Raw genomic sequence first — 17,411 nt, forward strand, 5'->3', positions numbered from 1 at the left:
CGAAACCTCCTGTCGTCACCTGCGAAGTAGTGGGCGCATTCGTGACAGGCTGCAACCCGGGGGCGGATTCTCATCGGTCCAGAACGCTTTGTTAAGACACCGCCCTTATGCATCGTGCAGGTCCGGTAGAGCCATCATGCCGTCCGGCCTTCCCGTTCTCGACGCTGCCAGAGGTGCCGATTCCACGATGTCCGATGTACAGTTCCACGCCCTAGAACCCGCGCGCAACCGCAACGGTGAGGATGCGCTTGTCCCCTTCCTTCTCGGGGCGCGCCACATGCCCGTGAGGGTCTCCGTTCAGGACGTGAGCCGGATCGATTCCCATCGGCTTCAGATCCTGCTCGTTGCCCGACGGCAATGGGCAGCGGAAGGGCTGCCGTTCGAACTCGTCGAGGTCAATGAAACGTTCCGTTCCGGGCTGGAAAGGCTCGGCCTCGCCCCCGACCATTTCGACAAGGAAGCCGTTCAATGACCACCAAAGTTCTCGCGATCGACGATTCCCGAACCATTCGGAACCTACTGCGCGTCTCTCTCGAGGGTGCGGGCTTCGAGTATCACTCCGCCTGTGACGGCGTAGAGGGGGTCGAACAGTTCTCCGAGGTGGAGCCAGACGTTGTGATCACCGACATCAACATGCCCAACATGGACGGTTTCGGAGTGATTGAAACCCTGCGCAATGGCCCCAACCGCACGACGGTCCCGATCATTGTGCTGACGACGGAAAGCGGCCCGGACCTCAAGGCGCGGGCCCGGGATGCAGGCGCAACGGGCTGGATCGTGAAACCGTTCGATGACGGTTCTCTTGTTTCGGTGCTTCGCAGGCTCACAGGACACGTGGTGTAAAACATGTCGATGAATTCGATCCGCGATACTTTCTTCGAGGAATGCGAGGAGCTTCTGGAAGCGCTCGTCGAAGGGCTGTCGGCGATGGAAGAAAACGCCGAGGACATGGACGTGGTCAACGCCGTGTTCCGCGCAGTGCACTCGATCAAGGGTGGCGCCGGCGCCTTTGCCCTCGATCGGCTTGTTAGCTTCGCCCACACTTTTGAAACGGTGATGGACAAGGTGCGCTCTCACCAGATCAAGGTCGACGAAGATTTGATGCACCTGTTCCACCGTTCGGGTGACCAGCTTGCCGACCTCGTGGAAGCAGCACGCGATGACCGAGAGCCAAATGCCGAGTCAGAACAGGCAATTCTCAAGGAGCTCGAAGCCTATCTTGGGGATACCGACGAAGAAGAGGAGTTCACCTTCGAGGCCATGAGCCTTGATCTGGATGCTGCCCCTATCGACATCGACATGGACGGCGATGAGCGCGAAGCCGACGACGCGGGCGCGGAAAGCGCAGTGAAGAGCTTCGAGATCAGCTTCAAGCCCACTGCCGCCCTCTATGCCAACGGCCATGAGCCTCTGCTTCTATTCGATGCCCTTGCGGAACTCGGCGTGCTGAAGGTCACTGCCAACCTGTCGCGTCTGCCTGATTTCGATGCCTTCGATCCAAACGACGCGGTGATCGACTGGCGTCTTACGTTGGAAACTGCCGAGGACGAAACCGTCCTTCATGAAGTTTTTGAATTCGTGGATTCTCTTTGCGAGCTCGAAATCTCGGTGGATGAAACGTTCTCATCCGAGGAGGCCATCCCCCCTGCCATCTCCGGCGGCGCAACCACCGATGCCAAGGTGGCCGCCCCAGCAGTCGCAGACACACCCGTTGCAACATCGCCGACGCCCAAGGCGGCCAAGTCCGAATCGGCGCCGCCTACCAAGCAAGCCGCACAGAAGGATGAACCACGCGGCCCTCGCCCGACGCTTCGAGTGGATCTTGAACGTGTGGACCGGCTCATCAATACCGTGGGCGAGCTTATCATCAACCAAGCGATGATTTCGCAGCGGATCGAAGAGCTCGAGCTGCCTGCGGTGGCACATCTCACCAACGAATTGGAAGCCTACAAGCTGCTCGCCCGAGACATTCAGGAGGGAGTGATGGCGATCCGGGCGCAGCCGGTGAAACCGCTGTTCCAGCGCATGTCCCGGATCGTGCGAGAGGCATCAGAAGCTACCGGCAAGAAAGCCAAGTTGGTCACCGTCGGCGACTCCACCGAGGTCGACAAGACCGTGATCGAACGCCTCGCAGACCCGCTGACTCACATGGTGCGCAACGCTGTAGATCATGGACTGGAAACTTCTGACAAGCGGCAGGAGGCCGGAAAGGATCCCATTGGCTCGATCAGACTATCCGCGTCTCATCGATCCGGTAGCGTGTTCATCGAGATCGCAGATGACGGAGCTGGCCTGAACCGTCCCCGCATTCTTGAAAAGGCCATCGAAAAAGGGCTCATCGGCGCAGAGGCCGAACTTTCGGAGCAAGAAATCGATAACCTACTGTTCCTGCCCGGGTTCTCGACCGCCTCTGAAGTGTCGAACCTGTCAGGGCGTGGCGTTGGCATGGATGTGGTGAAGAACGCGGTGGCAGCCCTCGGAGGGCGGGTATCGATTGCCTCATCACCGGGCGCTGGCACCACTTTCACGATTGTCCTGCCACTTACCCTCGCCGTGATGGACGGCTTCGTGATCTCGATTGCGGATCAGACCATGGTGATCCCGATTGCATCGATCATCGAGACCATCCGCCCAAACAAGAAAGACCTGCACCACATCGGCACGACGGGCGAGGTCATTTCCGTACGTGGGGCCTATGTGCCCATCGTGGACGTGGCACGAAACCTTGGTCTGTCAGGTGGTGCAAAGGAAATCAGCAGCGGGGTGTTGTTGCTGGTCACCACCGAAGCGCAAGGCCTTACCGCCCTTCGCGTCGGAGCGATCCACGATCAAAGGCAAGTGGTCATCAAGAGCCTTGAGAGCAACTACGGAGCCATTCCCGGCGTCTCGGCTGCCACCATACTTGGAGACGGAAAAATCGCGCTGATTCTCGATCCTGACGAACTTGTGAAACTCAACCCTGCGGCACCTTACATGATGCCTGCTTCAGCCCCCAGAATGGAACTGCGCCATGCTTGATGTTGTCGAAGCCCCGACCGAAACCCAGTTCGAATTCATCACCTTTTCGTCCGGTGACCAAAGCTTTTGCCTAGAGATCACACAAATCCGCGAAATCCGTCGCTGGACGCCTGTCACCAAGCTCCCACACACTCCGGCAGATGTACTTGGCGTCATGAACCTGCGCGGTGCCGTGATCCCTATCTTCGATTTGGCATCCCGCTTCAGCCTGGGGGTTACCGCCGACAACGAACGCAACGTGGTAATCGTTGCGGCCTCGGGCGGCACAACCATCGGCCTTTTGGTTGAATCTGTCTCGGAAATTCTGTCTGTTCCAAAATCTGCCATTCAGGAGACGCCCGATATTAAGTCCGAGGCGGCACGACAGGCTATCCTGGGTGTCATCTCTGTCGGTGAAAGCATGGTGCGTGTCGTCAATCTCGATGCGGTTCTGGATAACGACATGGGGGGTGCCGTATGACAACCTTCCCGACCGAAACCGGGGCCCGAGAGTTCAGCTTTACGGACGAAGACTTCCGTTCGCTAGCATCCCTCGCTCGTTCCGAATTCGGTCTGAGCCTCGCCGAAAGCAAGAAGCCCCTCGTCTATTCTCGTCTGGCACGGCGTCTTAGATCACGACAGTTGTCACGTTTCCAAGATTATATGTCACTATTAAAAGCGCCGGGAGAAGAAGATGAAAGGCTTGAGCTCATCTCAGCGCTCACAACCAACGTCACCAGTTTCTTCCGCGAGAAACATCACTTCGAAACGCTCAAGCAGCAGCTCGTGCCGGAACTAAGAGACCAGAAACGGATCCGTCTCTGGTCAGCGGGCTGTTCGTCCGGCCAAGAGCCTTATTCTCTTGCCATGACACTTATGGCTGAGTTGCCAGACAATGCCGTGCGTAATCTACGCATCCTTGCAACAGATATCGACCCGGTCATCGTCCGAAAGGCAAGAACCGCCACCTACCCGCAGGAGGATCTGCAGTCGATCCCGCCGCAACTCAGAGAACGCTTCACCACGAAAACAACAGTGCAGGACGGACAATTCGAAATTGCACTTGAAGCTCGCGAGCTCATTACCTTTGGCGAGCTAAACCTAATGGAAACATGGCCTTTTCAAGGCCCATTTGACGCGATCCTGTGCAGGAACGTAGCTATTTATTTCGATCAAGACACACAGCAGGTGCTCTGGCAGCGGTTCGCCGACAAGCTCAGGGTCGGTGGGTATCTCTTCATCGGTCATTCAGAACGAGTATCAGGCCCCGCACTCGAACTTCTCTCGACAGCGGGCGTCACAACCTATCGAAGAATCAAAGGGCCGGAAGCGGCCTTAGCGAACTAGGAGAACACGATGAGTCTGAAGGATTCACTCCGCATTATGGTAGTCGATGACATGGCGACCAGTCGTGGCCTGATAACGCAGGCACTCGATGAAATTGGGATCAAGAACTACTTGACCGAAAATGATGGTCAACAAGCATTGGCCCGCATGGCTGCGAACCCAGTCCACCTTGTGCTGTCCGATTTCAATATGCCGAACATGGATGGTCTCGCCCTTCTGCAAGCCTTGCGCCAGAACAAGGCAACCCAGAGGATCGGCTTTATCCTCGTAACCGGCAAACCGACCCCGGACATGGTCGCCGCTGCCAAGAAATGGGGGCTCAACAACATGATCAAGAAGCCCTTTACCTCCGTCGCCATGAAGCAGTGCATTGAAAACGTGGTTGGAAAGCTCTGACATGCCCCTGAAGGACATACACCTTTCTCCCTGTGAAGCGATCTTGCTCATTTCGCAAGAAATCCGATCTCTTCAGCTGCGGATCGCCCGGCTGGAGCACGGCATGGAAGCGTTTTATTCGTCCGATAAGGCAGGTCTTGGACACGTCACCATCACTGCCCTGCAGGAGCTGGACATGCTCGCCCAGTCCACAGAGGCGATCGCAACATATATGGCAGACCTTTCACATCGTCTTGATGATGATACCCCCATTGATCTCACCCCCGAACTTACAGCGATTCCGCTACGTGAGCTGGGGCACAGATTGGGTGGCTTCAAACAGGTGACTCTCACCGCCAATAGCCCGGAGCTCTTCTGACCGTTTCACGTACGTCTCGCTTTCACAGAGCCCGAAGCCGCGGCGTTCCCGTACCAGACCGATTGCGCATGATGCCTGAACCATGCCGGACCAAAGAGGCGCAGATGAGCATGATATCCTTGATTATCGCAACTCCGGACAGGTCTCTGCGTCGCCGGCTTGCCACCGAATTCCGGGCATCGTCGGAAATCGAGGTGGTGGCTGAAACAGATGACCTGATGACCACCTACACCGAGGTGGAAGAGCGTGAGCCGCTTGCGGTGGTAATTGCCGGGCGCTTGGCACGGCTTCCGGAATTCGAGGTCATGCGCGCACTGTTCGCGGCACTCGACGTGCGATGGCTTGTCATTACCGAGGACCTTGACCAGGGAGGGAATGCATCCGCCTCACCTTGGGGCAAGCATTCGGACCTGTTTCCTGTACACCATGACATCCCGGGGGATCAGCTGGCCTGCACGTTGCGCACCGTGACGCGTACTGCAAGGAGATATGGTCGCAGTCAGGTCCCGAGATTGGCGAGCGCACCTCACGGCACGACCACTGTGATGTCCGACGGCGGGGCGAAGCACAGCAACCGCTTCATCCTCATCGGTGCTTCTACTGGTGGCGTAGATGCCTTATTGAATGTCCTTTCAAGTTTTCCCGCCGATTGCCCCCCCACCTTCATTGTGCAACACACCGGTGGCGGGTTTGGTGACAGCCTTACGCGTCTCCTGGACAGGCAATGTGCGGCCTCCGTTCGCCCCGCCAGAAGCGGAGATCTGGTGGGGTGCGGACAGGTGGTCCTAGCCGCGGGCTGTCGGGCACATATGCAACTGGCAGGCGGGCGGCCAATGCGCATTATACTCGACGCGAATGGCCCCATATCAGGCCACATGCCATCCGTGGATGCCCTGTTCCAGTCGGCCGTCCCAGGCGCGCGCCGCGCAGTAGCGGCATTGTTGACGGGCATGGGTCGTGACGGTGCTGTGGGGTTGAAAGCCCTGCATGAGTCCGGAGCCGTAACAATCGCTCAGGACGAGGCAACGAGTACGGTCTACGGCATGCCCCGGGCCGCGGCCGAACTAGGTGCCGTTCAGCGTGTGCTTCCCCTTCACAAGATCGGTCCAGCACTTCTCGAAGCCTGCGCTGCCGCTAGCTCGGGTCCAAACCAGAGGGTCATCCAGTCATGATTGAGGGTACAGAAAAACTCGTGAACGTGATCCAAGGCGAATACAAGATCTCCCAAGACCCCCGGTGTGTGATGTCCACCGTGCTGGGATCATGCGCGGCCGTTTGCCTCACGGATCCGGAAGTGCGGGTCGGCGGCATGAACCATTTTCTTCTCCCCAGCCGCAGCGGCGCAGGGGGGGAAGATGTCCGCTACGGCGCATATTCGATGGAACTTCTCATCAACGGGCTGCTCAAACAGGGTGCCCAGAAGAACCGCCTGATTGCCAAGCTGTTCGGCGGCGCGAAGATGCTGAGCCAGCTGCGTGATATCGGTGTTTCCAACATCGCTTTCGCACGCGAGTTCCTGCAGGCAGAAGGCATCCCCATCGCATCAGAAAGCACAGGGGGCAACGCGGCGCGAAGGATACGTTTCTGGCCCTGTGATGGGCGGGTAAAGCAATTCATCGTACCCGGAGAAGTGGAGAAGGTTGCGCCTCCGAAAATTACCCCTCCGCCACCCACGCACGGCGAAATCGACCTTTTCTGAGCGGCAGCCATGTTCCTGGCCGCGTTGGAATAGATGGGGAATTCAAAGCGACAGAGCGCGTTTTCCAATGCGAAGAAAGTTGCTAGCAGGCAACAGCGATCGACACACAGGAGGCGAGCCCTCTCTCTGGGCACCAATTGCATTTTGAGATGCCTGCGGATCCGAGGTCAGTATCCCGGACTGTCGCTCCGGCAAGCGCGCCGGGCTCAAGGTTCACGGGCGGTTCAAGCCTGTGGCCCTCTTTGAGCAGCGGCAGAAGTCTAGTCACGAAAGCGTCTAAGAACCGCAGGGCAATTCGGTAAGTGAAAGGAGCCAGCGACCAAGAGCCAATAGCCAATAGCCAGATACCAAGAGCCACTGAGAGGAACAGCTTGCAACAGTGAAAGAGACGAAGCCGACGACACGATCAGTGACCAGACCGATCTGCCGCTCCGAACTGGGTTCTGACCTCAGTCTGCCAAATGGCCTTCGCCTGCCGCGCCAGACCTCGAGGCGCTACTCCGATGAGATCTGTTGGAACGCGTCTCGGAGCGCTTCGGACCAGGCGGCGCTCATGGTGGCGAACGCCTCGTCATCCGGCTCGATACGGCGCTTGCGGCTGATGCAGAACCCTTCGGCTTCGATCACCGCCATATCCAGCGGCATCCCGACGCTCAGGTTCGAACGGAGCGTGGAGTCCATCGACAGCAGCACAGCCTTTTCAGCATCCTCCAGAGAGGTGGATGGCGTGATCACCCGGTCGAGGATGGGCTTGCCGTACTTATGTTCCCCGATCTGCAGGAAGGGCGTGTCGGAGGTGGCCTCAATGAAGTTGCCCTCGGGGTAGATCAGGAACATGCGCATGGGCCCACCCTTGCGCTGCCCCGCCACGATCATCGAGGCGGTCGCCTTCTGGCTCATCCGTTCCATCTTGGCCGACACTTCGGAGGTCACATCGGACAGCATGCCACCGACGATCTCGGCAACCTGCAGCATGGTTGGTGCGCGAAGGATCGACTTGTCGCTGTCGAGGTCCTCGTTGGCATCCGACAGGCGCGCCATCACTGTCTGAGTCACAGACAGCGATCCGGCGGTCATGATGCCGATCACCCGGTCGCCCGGGGTCTCGAACAGAAACATCTTGCGGTAGGTCGAAATGTTGTCCAGTCCCGCGTTGGTGCGGGTGTCGGACAGCAACACAATGCCGGCATCCAGCATCAAGCCCACGCAATAGGTCATCTGCGAATCTCCTGAAGGCGCAGCCAAGGTCGGCTCGGCTATACTGTCGGCCGCCTCAGCTCGCAACATTGCCCTTGGGACAGGGGTATCACGTTATTGCTGCTGCTGCCCAGCAGTGACCGTGACAGACACTTCGAGATGCTCTTCGGGACTGCTGTCCTGCACCACGCCACGGATCGGTGCCGCGTCCTGGGCGTCATAGCCGGAGCCAAGGCGAATGTACCGCTCGTCCGGGCAGCACTTGTTGGCCGCGTCAAAGCCGACCCAGCCGAGATCGGGGACGTAAAGCTCGGCCCAGGCGTGGCTGGCCTCATGGCCGGCACCGGCCTCGTCCGCGTGCAGGTAGCCGGTGACGTAGCGCGCAGGGATCCCCGCCACATGGGCGAGGGCGATCAGCGCGTGGGTGTGATCCTGGCAGACCCCCTTGCCCCCCGCCAGCGCTTCGGCGGCGGTGGTGTGGGCGCGGGTTTCGCCGGGCAGGTAGGCGATCTCGGCGGACACGGCCGAGCTTAGCGCGTGGGCCTGCTCGAGGCAGGTCGCGCTCTGAAGGCCCTCCAGAGTATCGCCCGACAGATCCTTGAGCGCCTGGTCGGCTCGGGTATGGCGAGTGGAGCGCAGGTAAAGCGAAGCCGGCCCCTTCTCGCGGTGATCGCGCAGCACGCCGAACAGGTCCGTGGTCTCGACCGAGCCGGTGACCATCACGGTGACATCCTCGACCGGTCCACGCCACGAGGCCAATGCCGTGCGATCCCCTGCCCCGTCGGTGAATTCCGCGCCGCGCAAGGCGCCATCGGTGGTCACATCCCAGGACAGCAGCTTCTGCGAGGCGCAGTCCGCCGGCCAGAGCCGCAGGGACTGGACCACGCTGCGCACCGGGTGGTCAAACTTGTAGCGGGTGGTGTGGGTGACGTTGAGCTTCATGCCGGGATCCCGTGCAGGTAGACATCGTGGATCGTGTTGGCGAGCCCTGCGTTGCGCGCCATGAAACGGCCAAGGAACTCGTGCAGCCCCTCTTCGAAGATGTCGTCCACCTCGGCGCGGCTGAGATCAGTCAGCAGCTGGTGTGCGCTCTCTTGCGCCCGGGTGCCGGTGCCATAGATGTCCGCGATGTTGTCGAGGTGATCGCAGGCCCATTGCACGCAGGACAGAAGCGAGCGCGGGAACTTGCGGTTGAGGATCAGCAGGTGCGCGATCTTCTGCGCCGTGATCTCGCCGGTGTAGGTCCAGTTGAAGGCGCGCTGCGCGGTCATCGATTGAAGCAGCAGCGCCCATTGCGACTGGTCGAGCCCGGAGCCGACGTAGCTCAGCGATGGCAACAGCACGTAGTACTTCACGTCGATGAGCCGCGCGGTGTTGTCCGCCCGCTCGATCGAGGTGCCAAGCCCCATGAAATCGTACCCGTCGTTGCGCAGCTGCGTGGCAAGTATGCAGCCTCGCACGAGAAAACAGGTGCGCAGCGTCCATTCCGTCAGCTCGGAGGTCATGAGCTTGCTGCGCTCGGTACGCTGGAACTGTTTGAGCTCCTGATAAGCGGTGTTGATCGCGTCCCACACCGGAGAGGTCAGCGCCGTGCGCACCACCCGTGCGTTTTCCCGCGCGGCGTTGATGCACGACAGCACAGACGCCGGGTTCTCGGCGTCGAAGAACAGCCACGTCTCGATGTCGCGCTGGTTCAGCTCGCCATACTTGTCGTGGAACTGCTGGTAGGTGCCCTTGGCCCGAAGCACCGCTTCCCAGTCGTTGCGGTATCCGCCCGACGGGTCAGGCAGCAGCGCGGTGCGCGCCCCGACCTCGAGCAGGCGGGCAGTGGTTTCAGCGCGCTCCATGTAGCGGGCCAGCCAATAGAGGTGATCTGCGGTACGGCTCAGCATCTTTGTCTTCCTTCGCCCTTATTCCGCCAGAACCCAGGTGTCCTTGACACCCCCGCCCTGCGACGAGTTCACCACCAGCGACCCTTCGGTCAGCGCCACGCGCGTCAGGCCACCGGGCACCAGCTCGATCTTTTCCCCGACAAGGCAGTAAGGCCGCAGGTCCACGTGGCGCGGCGCGATGCCCTCGTCCACGAAGGTCGGACAGGCCGACAGGGCCAGCGTCGGCTGGGCGATGTAGTTCTCGGGCTTCTCGCGGATCTTCGCGGCGAAGGCCTCGATGGTGGACTTGTCGGACTTGGGCCCCACGAGCATGCCGTAGCCGCCCGAGCCGTGCACTTCTTTGACCACCAGTTCGGGCAGGTTCTCAAGCACGTACCTGCAGTCATCCGCCTTGGCGCATTGCCAGGTGGGCACGTTTTCAAGCACCGGCTCTTCGCCAAGGTAGAAGCGCACCATCTCAGGCACGTAAGTGTAGATCGCCTTGTCATCGGCCACACCCGCGCCGGGCGCGGAGCAGATGGACACTCCGCCGGACCGGTAGACATTCATCAGCCCCGGCACGCCCAGCATGCTGTCGGGGCGGAAGCACAGCGGATCGAGGAAGGTGTCGTCGATGCGGCGGTAGATCACGTCGACCTTCTTGGGGCCTTCTGTGGTCTTCATCCAGACGAAATCCCCCTCGACGAAAAGGTCCTGTCCTTCCACCAGCTCGACCCCCATGAGGTCCGCAAGGAAGCTGTGTTCGTAATAGGCCGAGTTGAACTGCCCCGGCGTCAGGATGACGATCTTGGGCTCGCCAGTGCATTTCTTGGGCGCAACCGACGCCAGCGTCTTGCGCAGCAGGCCGGCATAGCCATCCACCGGCGCGATGCGGTTTTCCATGAACAGCTGCGGGAACATGCGCATCATGATCTCGCGGTTCTGAAGCATATAGCTGACACCGGACGGGGTGCGGCAATTGTCCTCGAGCACGTAGAACTGGTCTGGCCCGGTGCGCACCAGATCGACGCCGACAATGTGGCTGAACACGCCCTTGGGGGGCATGAAACCAATGGCGGCCTTCTCGTAGGCTGCGTTGTTGGTGACGAGGTGTTCGGGGATCTTGCCCGCGCGGATCATCTCGCGGCGCCCGTACATGTCGCACAGGAAGGCATTGAGCGCCGCGGCCCGCTGGCGGATGCCCTTGTCGAGCCGTCGCCATTCAGAGGCAGTCAGCACCCGTGGGAACATGTCGAATGGGATCAGCCGTTCGGGGTCGCCGCCTTCGCCATAGACCGCGAAAGTGATGCCCACCCGGCGGAAAAGCTCTTCGGCCTCGGATTGCTTGAGCGTTCGGAACTCGTCCGGCATCGAGCGGTACCATTGCTCCAAGTTGGCGTAGGAGGGCCGGACCTCCGCGCCATTCATCATCTCGTTAAAGATCTGGGCAGGATTTGCGTTCATCGTATTCCCTTCGCTCTTGCCCTCAAATTTCACGAACCATTCGCGAAGGGAAAGCCCTGCGCCTTGAATTCGCCCCAATGTGCAAGGGCACGCACATTTTTACAGCAATCCCCTCCACCGAATCCAAAGCGTCGGTTTCAACACAAGAAAGGTCGCAGTTTTGGGCATCTTGCGCAAGATATCGTCATTAAACCGTTCTAACCTCTAAGTTTATGCACAATAATTAGGCATTCTCTATTTTCTGATAGGCCGACGCGGCTCTGAGGTCTTTCCCCTCCCTGCCCCGTCAGTATCAATCCGAACATGCCGTCACGGAACGGCATGACACACGAACCAGGGGACGCCGCGTTTTCGGCTTTCAGAAGAAAAGTCTAGCGCGGCACAACAAGAAAAAAAGAGCGGCTCAATTCCTGACGCCCCGGTCATCGGGACGACTGCATCGGTGTGCGCCGATGAAATAGAGCGGCTCAAACAAGGGAAGCGATCCGACATGATCAAGACACTCAAGCTTTCGGGCGTTGCTGCCATTGCCCTCGTCGCGGCCGGTGCCGCGCAGGCACAGGACGCCGACTGCCCGATCAAGGTGGGCGTGCTGCATTCGCTCTCCGGCACCATGGCAATTTCCGAGACCACTCTGAAAGATACCATGCTGATGTTGATCGAAACGCAGAACGAGGCAGGCGGCCTTCTGGGCTGCGAGCTCGAGGCAGTGGTCAAGGACCCGGCCTCCGACTGGCCGATGTTTGCGGAGAAAGCGCGCGAGCTGGTCTCGAACGACGAGGTCGACGTGACCTTCGGCAGCTGGACCTCGGCGTCGCGCAAAGCGGTGCTGCCGGTTCTGGAAGAGCTGAACGCGCTCTATTTCTACCCCGTACAGTACGAGGGCGAGGAGTCGTCCAAGAACGTCTTCTACACCGGCGCCGCGCCGAACCAGCAGGCGATCCCGGCCACCGACTATTTCCTAGAGGAACTGGGCGTCGAGAAGTTCGCGCTTCTGGGCACCGACTACGTGTACCCGCGCACCACGAACAACATCCTCGAAAGCTATCTTGAGTCCAAGGGCATCGCCAAGGAAGACATCTTCGTCAACTACACCCCCTTCGGTCACTCCGACTGGTCGACCATCGTGTCGGACGTCGTGGCGCTGGGTGAGGACGGCAAGCAGGTTGGCGTCATCTCGACCATCAACGGCGACGCCAACATCGGCTTCTACAAGGAACTCGCCGCGCAGGGCGTATCGGCGGACGACATCCCTGTCGTGGCGTTTTCGGTGGGTGAAGAGGAACTTTCGGGGCTCGACACCTCGAACCTCGTGGGCCACCTCGCGGCCTGGAACTACTTCATGACCGCGGAATCCGAAGCCAACGACGAATTCATCGCTGCATGGCACGCGTTCATCGGCGACGACGCGCGCGTCACAAACGACCCGATGGAAGCGCATTACATCGGCTTCAACATGTGGGTGAACGCCGTGACCGACGCGGGCACCACCGACGTGGACGCCGTGCGTGAAGCCATGTGGGGCCAGGAGTTCCCGAACCTCACCGGCGGCACCGCGGTCATGGGCACCAACCACCACCTCAGCAAGCCGGTTCTGATTGGTGAGATCCGCGAAGACGGCATGTTCGACATCATCTCAGAAACTGATCCGGTTCCCGGAGATGCATGGACCGACTTCCTGCCGGATTCCGCCGTCCTGACCTCGGACTGGCAGGAGCTTGAGTGCGGCATGTACAACACCGAGACCTCGACCTGCGTGCAGATCAAGTCCAACTATTGATCGGACCTACCGGGACCGGGGCGTGACCTCCCCGGTTCCACTCCAGTCCATCACCAAGCCCATCGAGTGCATCGCCGCGGACACCTTTGCCGTGCCCGCGGCGTCCTCCCCTCCTCAAGACTTTCAGACAAGGCTAGCCATGCTGCGTGCGCTATTTCCGGCCCTCGCGCTGACCTTGTGTCTCTGCCTGCCTTCCGGCAAGGCGGCGGCACAGGATCAGCGAGACCTCCAGTCGATCCTGCAAACCGAAGCCGAAGAGGTGGCCAGTCCCGGCCGCCGCAGCGTGGGGTCGGTGATTGACGCGCTGGTCGCCTCCGAGCTGCCTCAGGCGCCGGAATTCCTGCAACGCTGGTCCGAACGCGAGGTGCTGCAGCGCACCACCGACGGGCTGTTCTTCTACGGCACCCGCGAGGGCGACAGCTACGCGCTGACCGACCTGTCCACCGGTGAACCGGCGGGCAGCGCGCCTGCCTCCGAGATCGAGGAAATCCGTCCCAACGGTGGTGTCCGCCGGGTGATCGCCTCGGCGCTGGTGCAGTTCCAGCTGTCGGACCCGATTGAGGCGCGGCGCATAGAGGCGCTGGACTCCATCGCCCGCAACCCCTCCGCCGACCAGCTCGAGCCGCTGCTTGCCTCGATCGAGGACGAACCCAGCCCCCGCATCCGCGCCCGCAAGGAAGAACTTGCGGGGATGCTTGCCGCCACCTTCGGCGACACCCCCGAAGAGCGCATCGCGGCGATCTCGGCCCTGTCGGACGGTGTGTCGGTGCAGATCCGTGCGGTATTGAACCAGATCCTGTCCACTCGATCCGAAGTCGGCACCGAGATCCCCGAAGGCACCAACATCGCCCGCGAACTGACCCCGGGCGACGATCTGACCCGCGACGACGCCTACGCCCGCCTCGTGTCCGAGGATCTCGCCCCCGAGATCCAGTCCCGCGATCAGCTCAAGGCCGCCCTCACCGCCAACATCGACGGCGGCACCGTGGGCGGCGTGCCCATCGGCGCGCTTGATACCGAAGAGGCCCGCGCCCGCGCCTACGAGACGCTGGCCGCCGCTGGCACCATACCGCGGCTTGTCACCGAGGAAGACGTAGACGCGGCGCTCGCCAGCCACGTCTTCTTCGAGGCCTACGACGAGGACGACCCCGCCATCACCGACGCCGCCCGCGCCGCCCTGAACGAGGTGGAGACCCGCGTTGCCGTTCACCAGGTGGCAGACCTAGCGCTGGACGCGGTGTCGCTGGCGTCGATCTACTTCCTCGCGGCCATTGGACTTGCCATCACCTTTGGCGTGATGGGTGTCATCAACATGGCCCACGGCGAATTCATCATGATGGGCGCCTACACCGGCTACGTTGTACAGCAGATCATCCCCGATTACACGGTGTCTCTGATCGTCGCCCTGCCGCTGGCCTTCGCGGTGACCTTCGCCGCAGGCGTCGCGATGGAGCGGCTGGTGATCCGCTGGCTCTACCATCGCCCGCTGGAAACCCTGCTGGCAACCTTCGGCATCTCCATCGCCCTGCAACAGCTGGCCAAGAACATCTTCGGCACACAGGCGCGTCCCCTCACCTCGCCCTCGTGGCTCGAAGGGGCATGGGTGGTAAACGACGTGATCGGTATCGCCAACATCCGCATCGCGATCTTCGTGCTGGCGCTGATCTTCCTCGCGCTGATCCTATTCATCCTCAAGCGCACCCGCGTGGGGCTAGAGGTTCGCGCGGTCACCCAGAACCCCGGCATGGCCGCCTCCATGGGCATCAACCCAGAGCGCATCAACATGCTGACCTTCGGCCTCGGCTCGGGCATCGCGGGCATCGCCGGCGTAGCGATCGGCCTCTACGCGCAGGTCACCTCGGAAATGGGCGCCAACTACATCGTTCAAAGCTTCATGACCGTGGTCGTGGGCGGCGTCGGGAACGTCTGGGGCACCCTCGCGGGAGCCAGCCTCATCGGCGTGCTGCAGAAGGGCATCGAATGGATGAACCCATCCAACACGCTCGCGGCGCAGACCTACATGATCCTCTTCATCATCCTCTTCATCCAGGTCCGTCCCAAGGGCATCGTCGCCCTCAAGGGCCGCGCTGCGGGGGATTGATCATGCTGCACGCCAAAGCACCGACCCCGGCCCCCGGCCCCACCGCTTCAACTGCCTCCGGCGGGGATATTTCGGGTCAAAGGAAAACACAGGCACACCGCTCCGTTTCCTTTGACCGCAAATATCCCGGGGGTAAGCGAGCCCCGGCTCGCGAAGGGGGCAGCGCCCCCTCCCTGCCCGCCACCAGGAGAACCGCATGACCCGCAAGACCTTCCTCACCGAGAACCGCTCCGTCTTCTGGTTTCTCCTGTCCCTTGGCGTCTTCGCGCTGATCATCACCGTTCTGGCCGACGGCAGCGGCAACGGGATGATTTCCACCAGCTTTGTCAAGACGCTGGGCCGCACGCTTTGCCTCATGCTGGTGGCCATCGCCATGGACGTGGTCTGGGGCTACACCGGAATCCTCAGCCTCGGGCACATGGCCTTCTTCGGGCTTGGTGGCTACATGATCGGCATGTGGCTTATGTATGCCCGCACCGAGATCGTGCTCACGGCCTCGCTCAATGCCGCGCCCATTCCTCCCACACCCGAAGAGATACACGACGCCATCGGCAGCCAGATCTTTGGCCTCGTGGGCAGTTCCGAGTTTCCCGCCATCTGGTATTTTGCCCCGAGCCTTCCGGCGCAGCTCGCGCTGGTGGTGCTGGTGCCCGGAGTGCTGGCACTGGTCTTTGGCTGGCTTGCCTTCCGCAGCCGGGTCACCGGCGTGTACCTGTCGATCCTCACGCAGGCCATGACCCTCGCCCTGTCGCTCTACCTCTTCCAGAACGACAGTGGCCTGCGTGGCAACAACGGCCTATCGGGCCTGCAGAACATTCCCGGTCTCGGGGACGTGCCGCAATCGCACCTGTCCATCGCCTTTTTCTGGGCCTCGGCCGTGGCGCTGGGGGCGGGCTACGTGCTGTTTGCCTGGGTGGTCTCAGGCAAGATGGGTTCGGTCATCCGCGGCGTGCGCGACAATGAAAGCCGCGTGCGGTTCCTCGGATACCATGTGGAAAGCTACAAGCTTTTCATCTTCACCCTCACGGGCATCGTGTCGGGCATCGCCGGCGCGCTCTACTACCCGCAGGCTGGCATCATCAACCCGAACGAGATCGCGCCCATCGCCTCGATCTACCTCGCGGTCTGGGTCGCCATCGGCGGACGCGGACGGCTTTACGGGGCGGCCATCGGCGCCGCCGTGGTCTCGCTTCTGTCGAGCTGGTTCACCGGGGGCAGCGCGCCCGACGTGAACCTCGGCATCTACACCATCCAATGGACCGACTGGTGGCTGGTCCTGCTGGGGCTCAGCTTCGTGGCGGTCACGCTTCTGGCACCCAAGGGCATCGGCGGGCTGTTCGACCTTATCGGAAACCGCCACCCCGTGCCCGCCACCAGCAGCACCGCCGCAGGACCCGATCTGGGCGCGCGCCGCACCGTCGAAGGAGAGGAAGAGAAATGAAGACCCTTCTCGAGATGTCCGGCGTCTCCGTCAGCTTCGACGGGTTCAAGGCGATCAACAACCTCTCCTTCCAGATCGGCGAGCCCGAACTGCGGGCCATCATCGGCCCCAACGGCGCGGGCAAGACCACCTTCATGGACATCATCACCGGCAAGACGCGGCCCGACAGCGGCACGGTGATCTACGGTGAGAAATCCATCTCGCTGCTGAAGATGAGCGAAAGCCAGATCGCCATGGCCGGTGTCGGGCGCAAGTTCCAGAAGCCTACCGTCTTCGAGGCCCAGACCGTGCGCGAGAACCTCGCCATGGCGCTCAAGAACAGGCGCGGGCCGTTCGACGTGCTGCTCTACCGCAAGACCAGCCGCGGCGCCAAGCGCATCGAGGAGCTGGCCGAGACCATCGGCCTGACCGACGCCCTGCCCCGCATCGCGGGCGAGCTCAGCCATGGCCAGAAGCAATGGCTCGAGATTGGCATGCTGCTGGCGCAGGACCCGCGTCTTCTGCTGGTGGACGAGCCCGCCGCAGGCATGACCCCGGCCGAGCGCGAACACACCACGGATCTGCTGAAACGCGCCGCCAAGAAGCACGCCGTGGTGGTGGTCGAGCATGACATGGAGTTCATACGAAGGCTTGATTGCCGGGTGACCGTACTCTGCGAAGGTTCGGTGCTGGCGGAAGGCTCGCTCGATCATGTCACCTCGGATCCACAGGTGATCGAAGTATATCTCGGGCGCTGAGCGTGGTGCCCGCCAAATCTTTC

General features: G+C 61.2%; 17 protein-coding genes. 13 read left to right on the forward strand and 4 right to left on the reverse strand.

Features of this window, described 5'->3' with window-relative positions; genetic code table 11:
* Positions 1-136 precede the first annotated feature (136 nt).
* From IEX41_RS03550 to IEX41_RS03590, 9 genes are all read left to right on the forward strand, one after another.
* Positions 137-472 (forward strand): STAS domain-containing protein, encoded by a 336-nt coding sequence (locus IEX41_RS03550; protein WP_229672911.1) that lies wholly within the window; start codon positions 137-139, stop codon positions 470-472.
* Positions 469-843 carry a response regulator gene (locus IEX41_RS03555; RefSeq protein ID WP_188788824.1) on the forward strand — a complete coding sequence of 125 codons (375 nt, stop codon included), beginning with the start codon at positions 469-471 and terminating at the stop codon, positions 841-843. The genes IEX41_RS03550 and IEX41_RS03555 overlap by 4 nt, the downstream gene beginning before the upstream one ends.
* A gap of 3 nt (positions 844-846) precedes the next feature.
* Positions 847-3,018, forward strand: coding sequence for a chemotaxis protein CheA (locus IEX41_RS03560; RefSeq protein ID WP_188788825.1), 2,172 nt, complete (start codon positions 847-849; stop codon positions 3,016-3,018).
* The gene (locus IEX41_RS03565; protein WP_188788826.1) at positions 3,011-3,478 is read left to right on the forward strand and encodes a chemotaxis protein CheW; all 468 of its coding nucleotides are present in this window, start codon (positions 3,011-3,013) and stop codon (positions 3,476-3,478) included. Before IEX41_RS03560 ends, IEX41_RS03565 begins: the two co-directional genes overlap by 8 nt.
* On the forward strand, positions 3,475-4,344 hold the full coding sequence (locus IEX41_RS03570) for a CheR family methyltransferase (RefSeq protein WP_188788827.1): 870 nt from the start codon (positions 3,475-3,477) through the stop codon (positions 4,342-4,344). The genes IEX41_RS03565 and IEX41_RS03570 overlap by 4 nt, the downstream gene beginning before the upstream one ends.
* A gap of 9 nt (positions 4,345-4,353) precedes the next feature.
* Entirely contained in the window at positions 4,354-4,740 is a 387-nt protein-coding gene (locus IEX41_RS03575) for a response regulator (RefSeq protein WP_188788828.1), read from the forward strand.
* 1 nt (position 4,741) lies between these two features.
* Positions 4,742-5,098, forward strand: a complete 357-nt coding sequence (locus IEX41_RS03580) for a DUF8776 family protein (protein WP_188788829.1) — start codon at positions 4,742-4,744, stop codon at positions 5,096-5,098.
* Between the two features lie 104 nt (positions 5,099-5,202).
* Positions 5,203-6,270, forward strand: coding sequence for a CheB methylesterase domain-containing protein (locus tag IEX41_RS03585; RefSeq protein WP_188788830.1), 1,068 nt, complete (start codon positions 5,203-5,205; stop codon positions 6,268-6,270).
* A complete protein-coding gene (locus IEX41_RS03590; protein WP_188788831.1) occupies positions 6,267-6,797 on the forward strand; it encodes a chemotaxis protein CheD in 531 nt (176 codons plus the stop codon). Before IEX41_RS03585 ends, IEX41_RS03590 begins: the two co-directional genes overlap by 4 nt.
* A gap of 495 nt (positions 6,798-7,292) precedes the next feature.
* Here the strand turns inward: IEX41_RS03590 and IEX41_RS03595 are convergent, their stop codons facing one another.
* From IEX41_RS03595 to IEX41_RS03610, 4 genes are all read right to left on the reverse strand, one after another.
* A complete protein-coding gene (locus IEX41_RS03595; protein WP_188788832.1) occupies positions 7,293-8,015 on the reverse strand; it encodes a proteasome-type protease in 723 nt (240 codons plus the stop codon).
* Positions 8,016-8,108: 93 nt separating this feature from the next.
* Positions 8,109-8,936, reverse strand: coding sequence for a transglutaminase family protein (locus tag IEX41_RS03600; protein ID WP_188788833.1), 828 nt, complete (start codon positions 8,934-8,936; stop codon positions 8,109-8,111).
* Complete coding sequence (locus IEX41_RS03605; protein WP_188788834.1) at positions 8,933-9,886, reverse strand: alpha-E domain-containing protein; 954 nt, start codon at positions 9,884-9,886, stop codon at positions 8,933-8,935. The genes IEX41_RS03600 and IEX41_RS03605 overlap by 4 nt, the downstream gene beginning before the upstream one ends.
* An 18-nt stretch (positions 9,887-9,904) precedes the next feature.
* Positions 9,905-11,329, reverse strand: coding sequence for a circularly permuted type 2 ATP-grasp protein (locus IEX41_RS03610; protein ID WP_188788835.1), 1,425 nt, complete (start codon positions 11,327-11,329; stop codon positions 9,905-9,907).
* Between the two features lie 490 nt (positions 11,330-11,819).
* Here IEX41_RS03610 and urtA point away from each other — a divergent pair, with 490 nt between their 5' ends.
* The 4 genes from urtA (at position 11,820) to urtD (ending at position 17,388) form a co-directional block, all read left to right on the forward strand.
* Positions 11,820-13,109 (forward strand): urea ABC transporter substrate-binding protein, encoded by a 1,290-nt coding sequence (gene urtA, locus IEX41_RS03615; RefSeq protein WP_188788836.1) that lies wholly within the window; start codon positions 11,820-11,822, stop codon positions 13,107-13,109.
* A 139-nt stretch (positions 13,110-13,248) separates the two neighbouring features.
* The gene (urtB, locus tag IEX41_RS03620) at positions 13,249-15,210 is read left to right on the forward strand and encodes an urea ABC transporter permease subunit UrtB (RefSeq protein ID WP_188788837.1); all 1,962 of its coding nucleotides are present in this window, start codon (positions 13,249-13,251) and stop codon (positions 15,208-15,210) included.
* A gap of 196 nt (positions 15,211-15,406) precedes the next feature.
* Positions 15,407-16,651, forward strand: coding sequence for an urea ABC transporter permease subunit UrtC (gene urtC / locus IEX41_RS03625; protein ID WP_188788838.1), 1,245 nt, complete (start codon positions 15,407-15,409; stop codon positions 16,649-16,651).
* Complete coding sequence (gene urtD, locus IEX41_RS03630; protein ID WP_188788839.1) at positions 16,648-17,388, forward strand: urea ABC transporter ATP-binding protein UrtD; 741 nt, start codon at positions 16,648-16,650, stop codon at positions 17,386-17,388. Before urtC ends, urtD begins: the two co-directional genes overlap by 4 nt.
* Positions 17,389-17,411 lie beyond the last annotated feature (23 nt).

Source organism: Salipiger pallidus, assembly GCF_014643635.1.
GTDB lineage: Bacteria > Pseudomonadota > Alphaproteobacteria > Rhodobacterales > Rhodobacteraceae > Salipiger > Salipiger pallidus.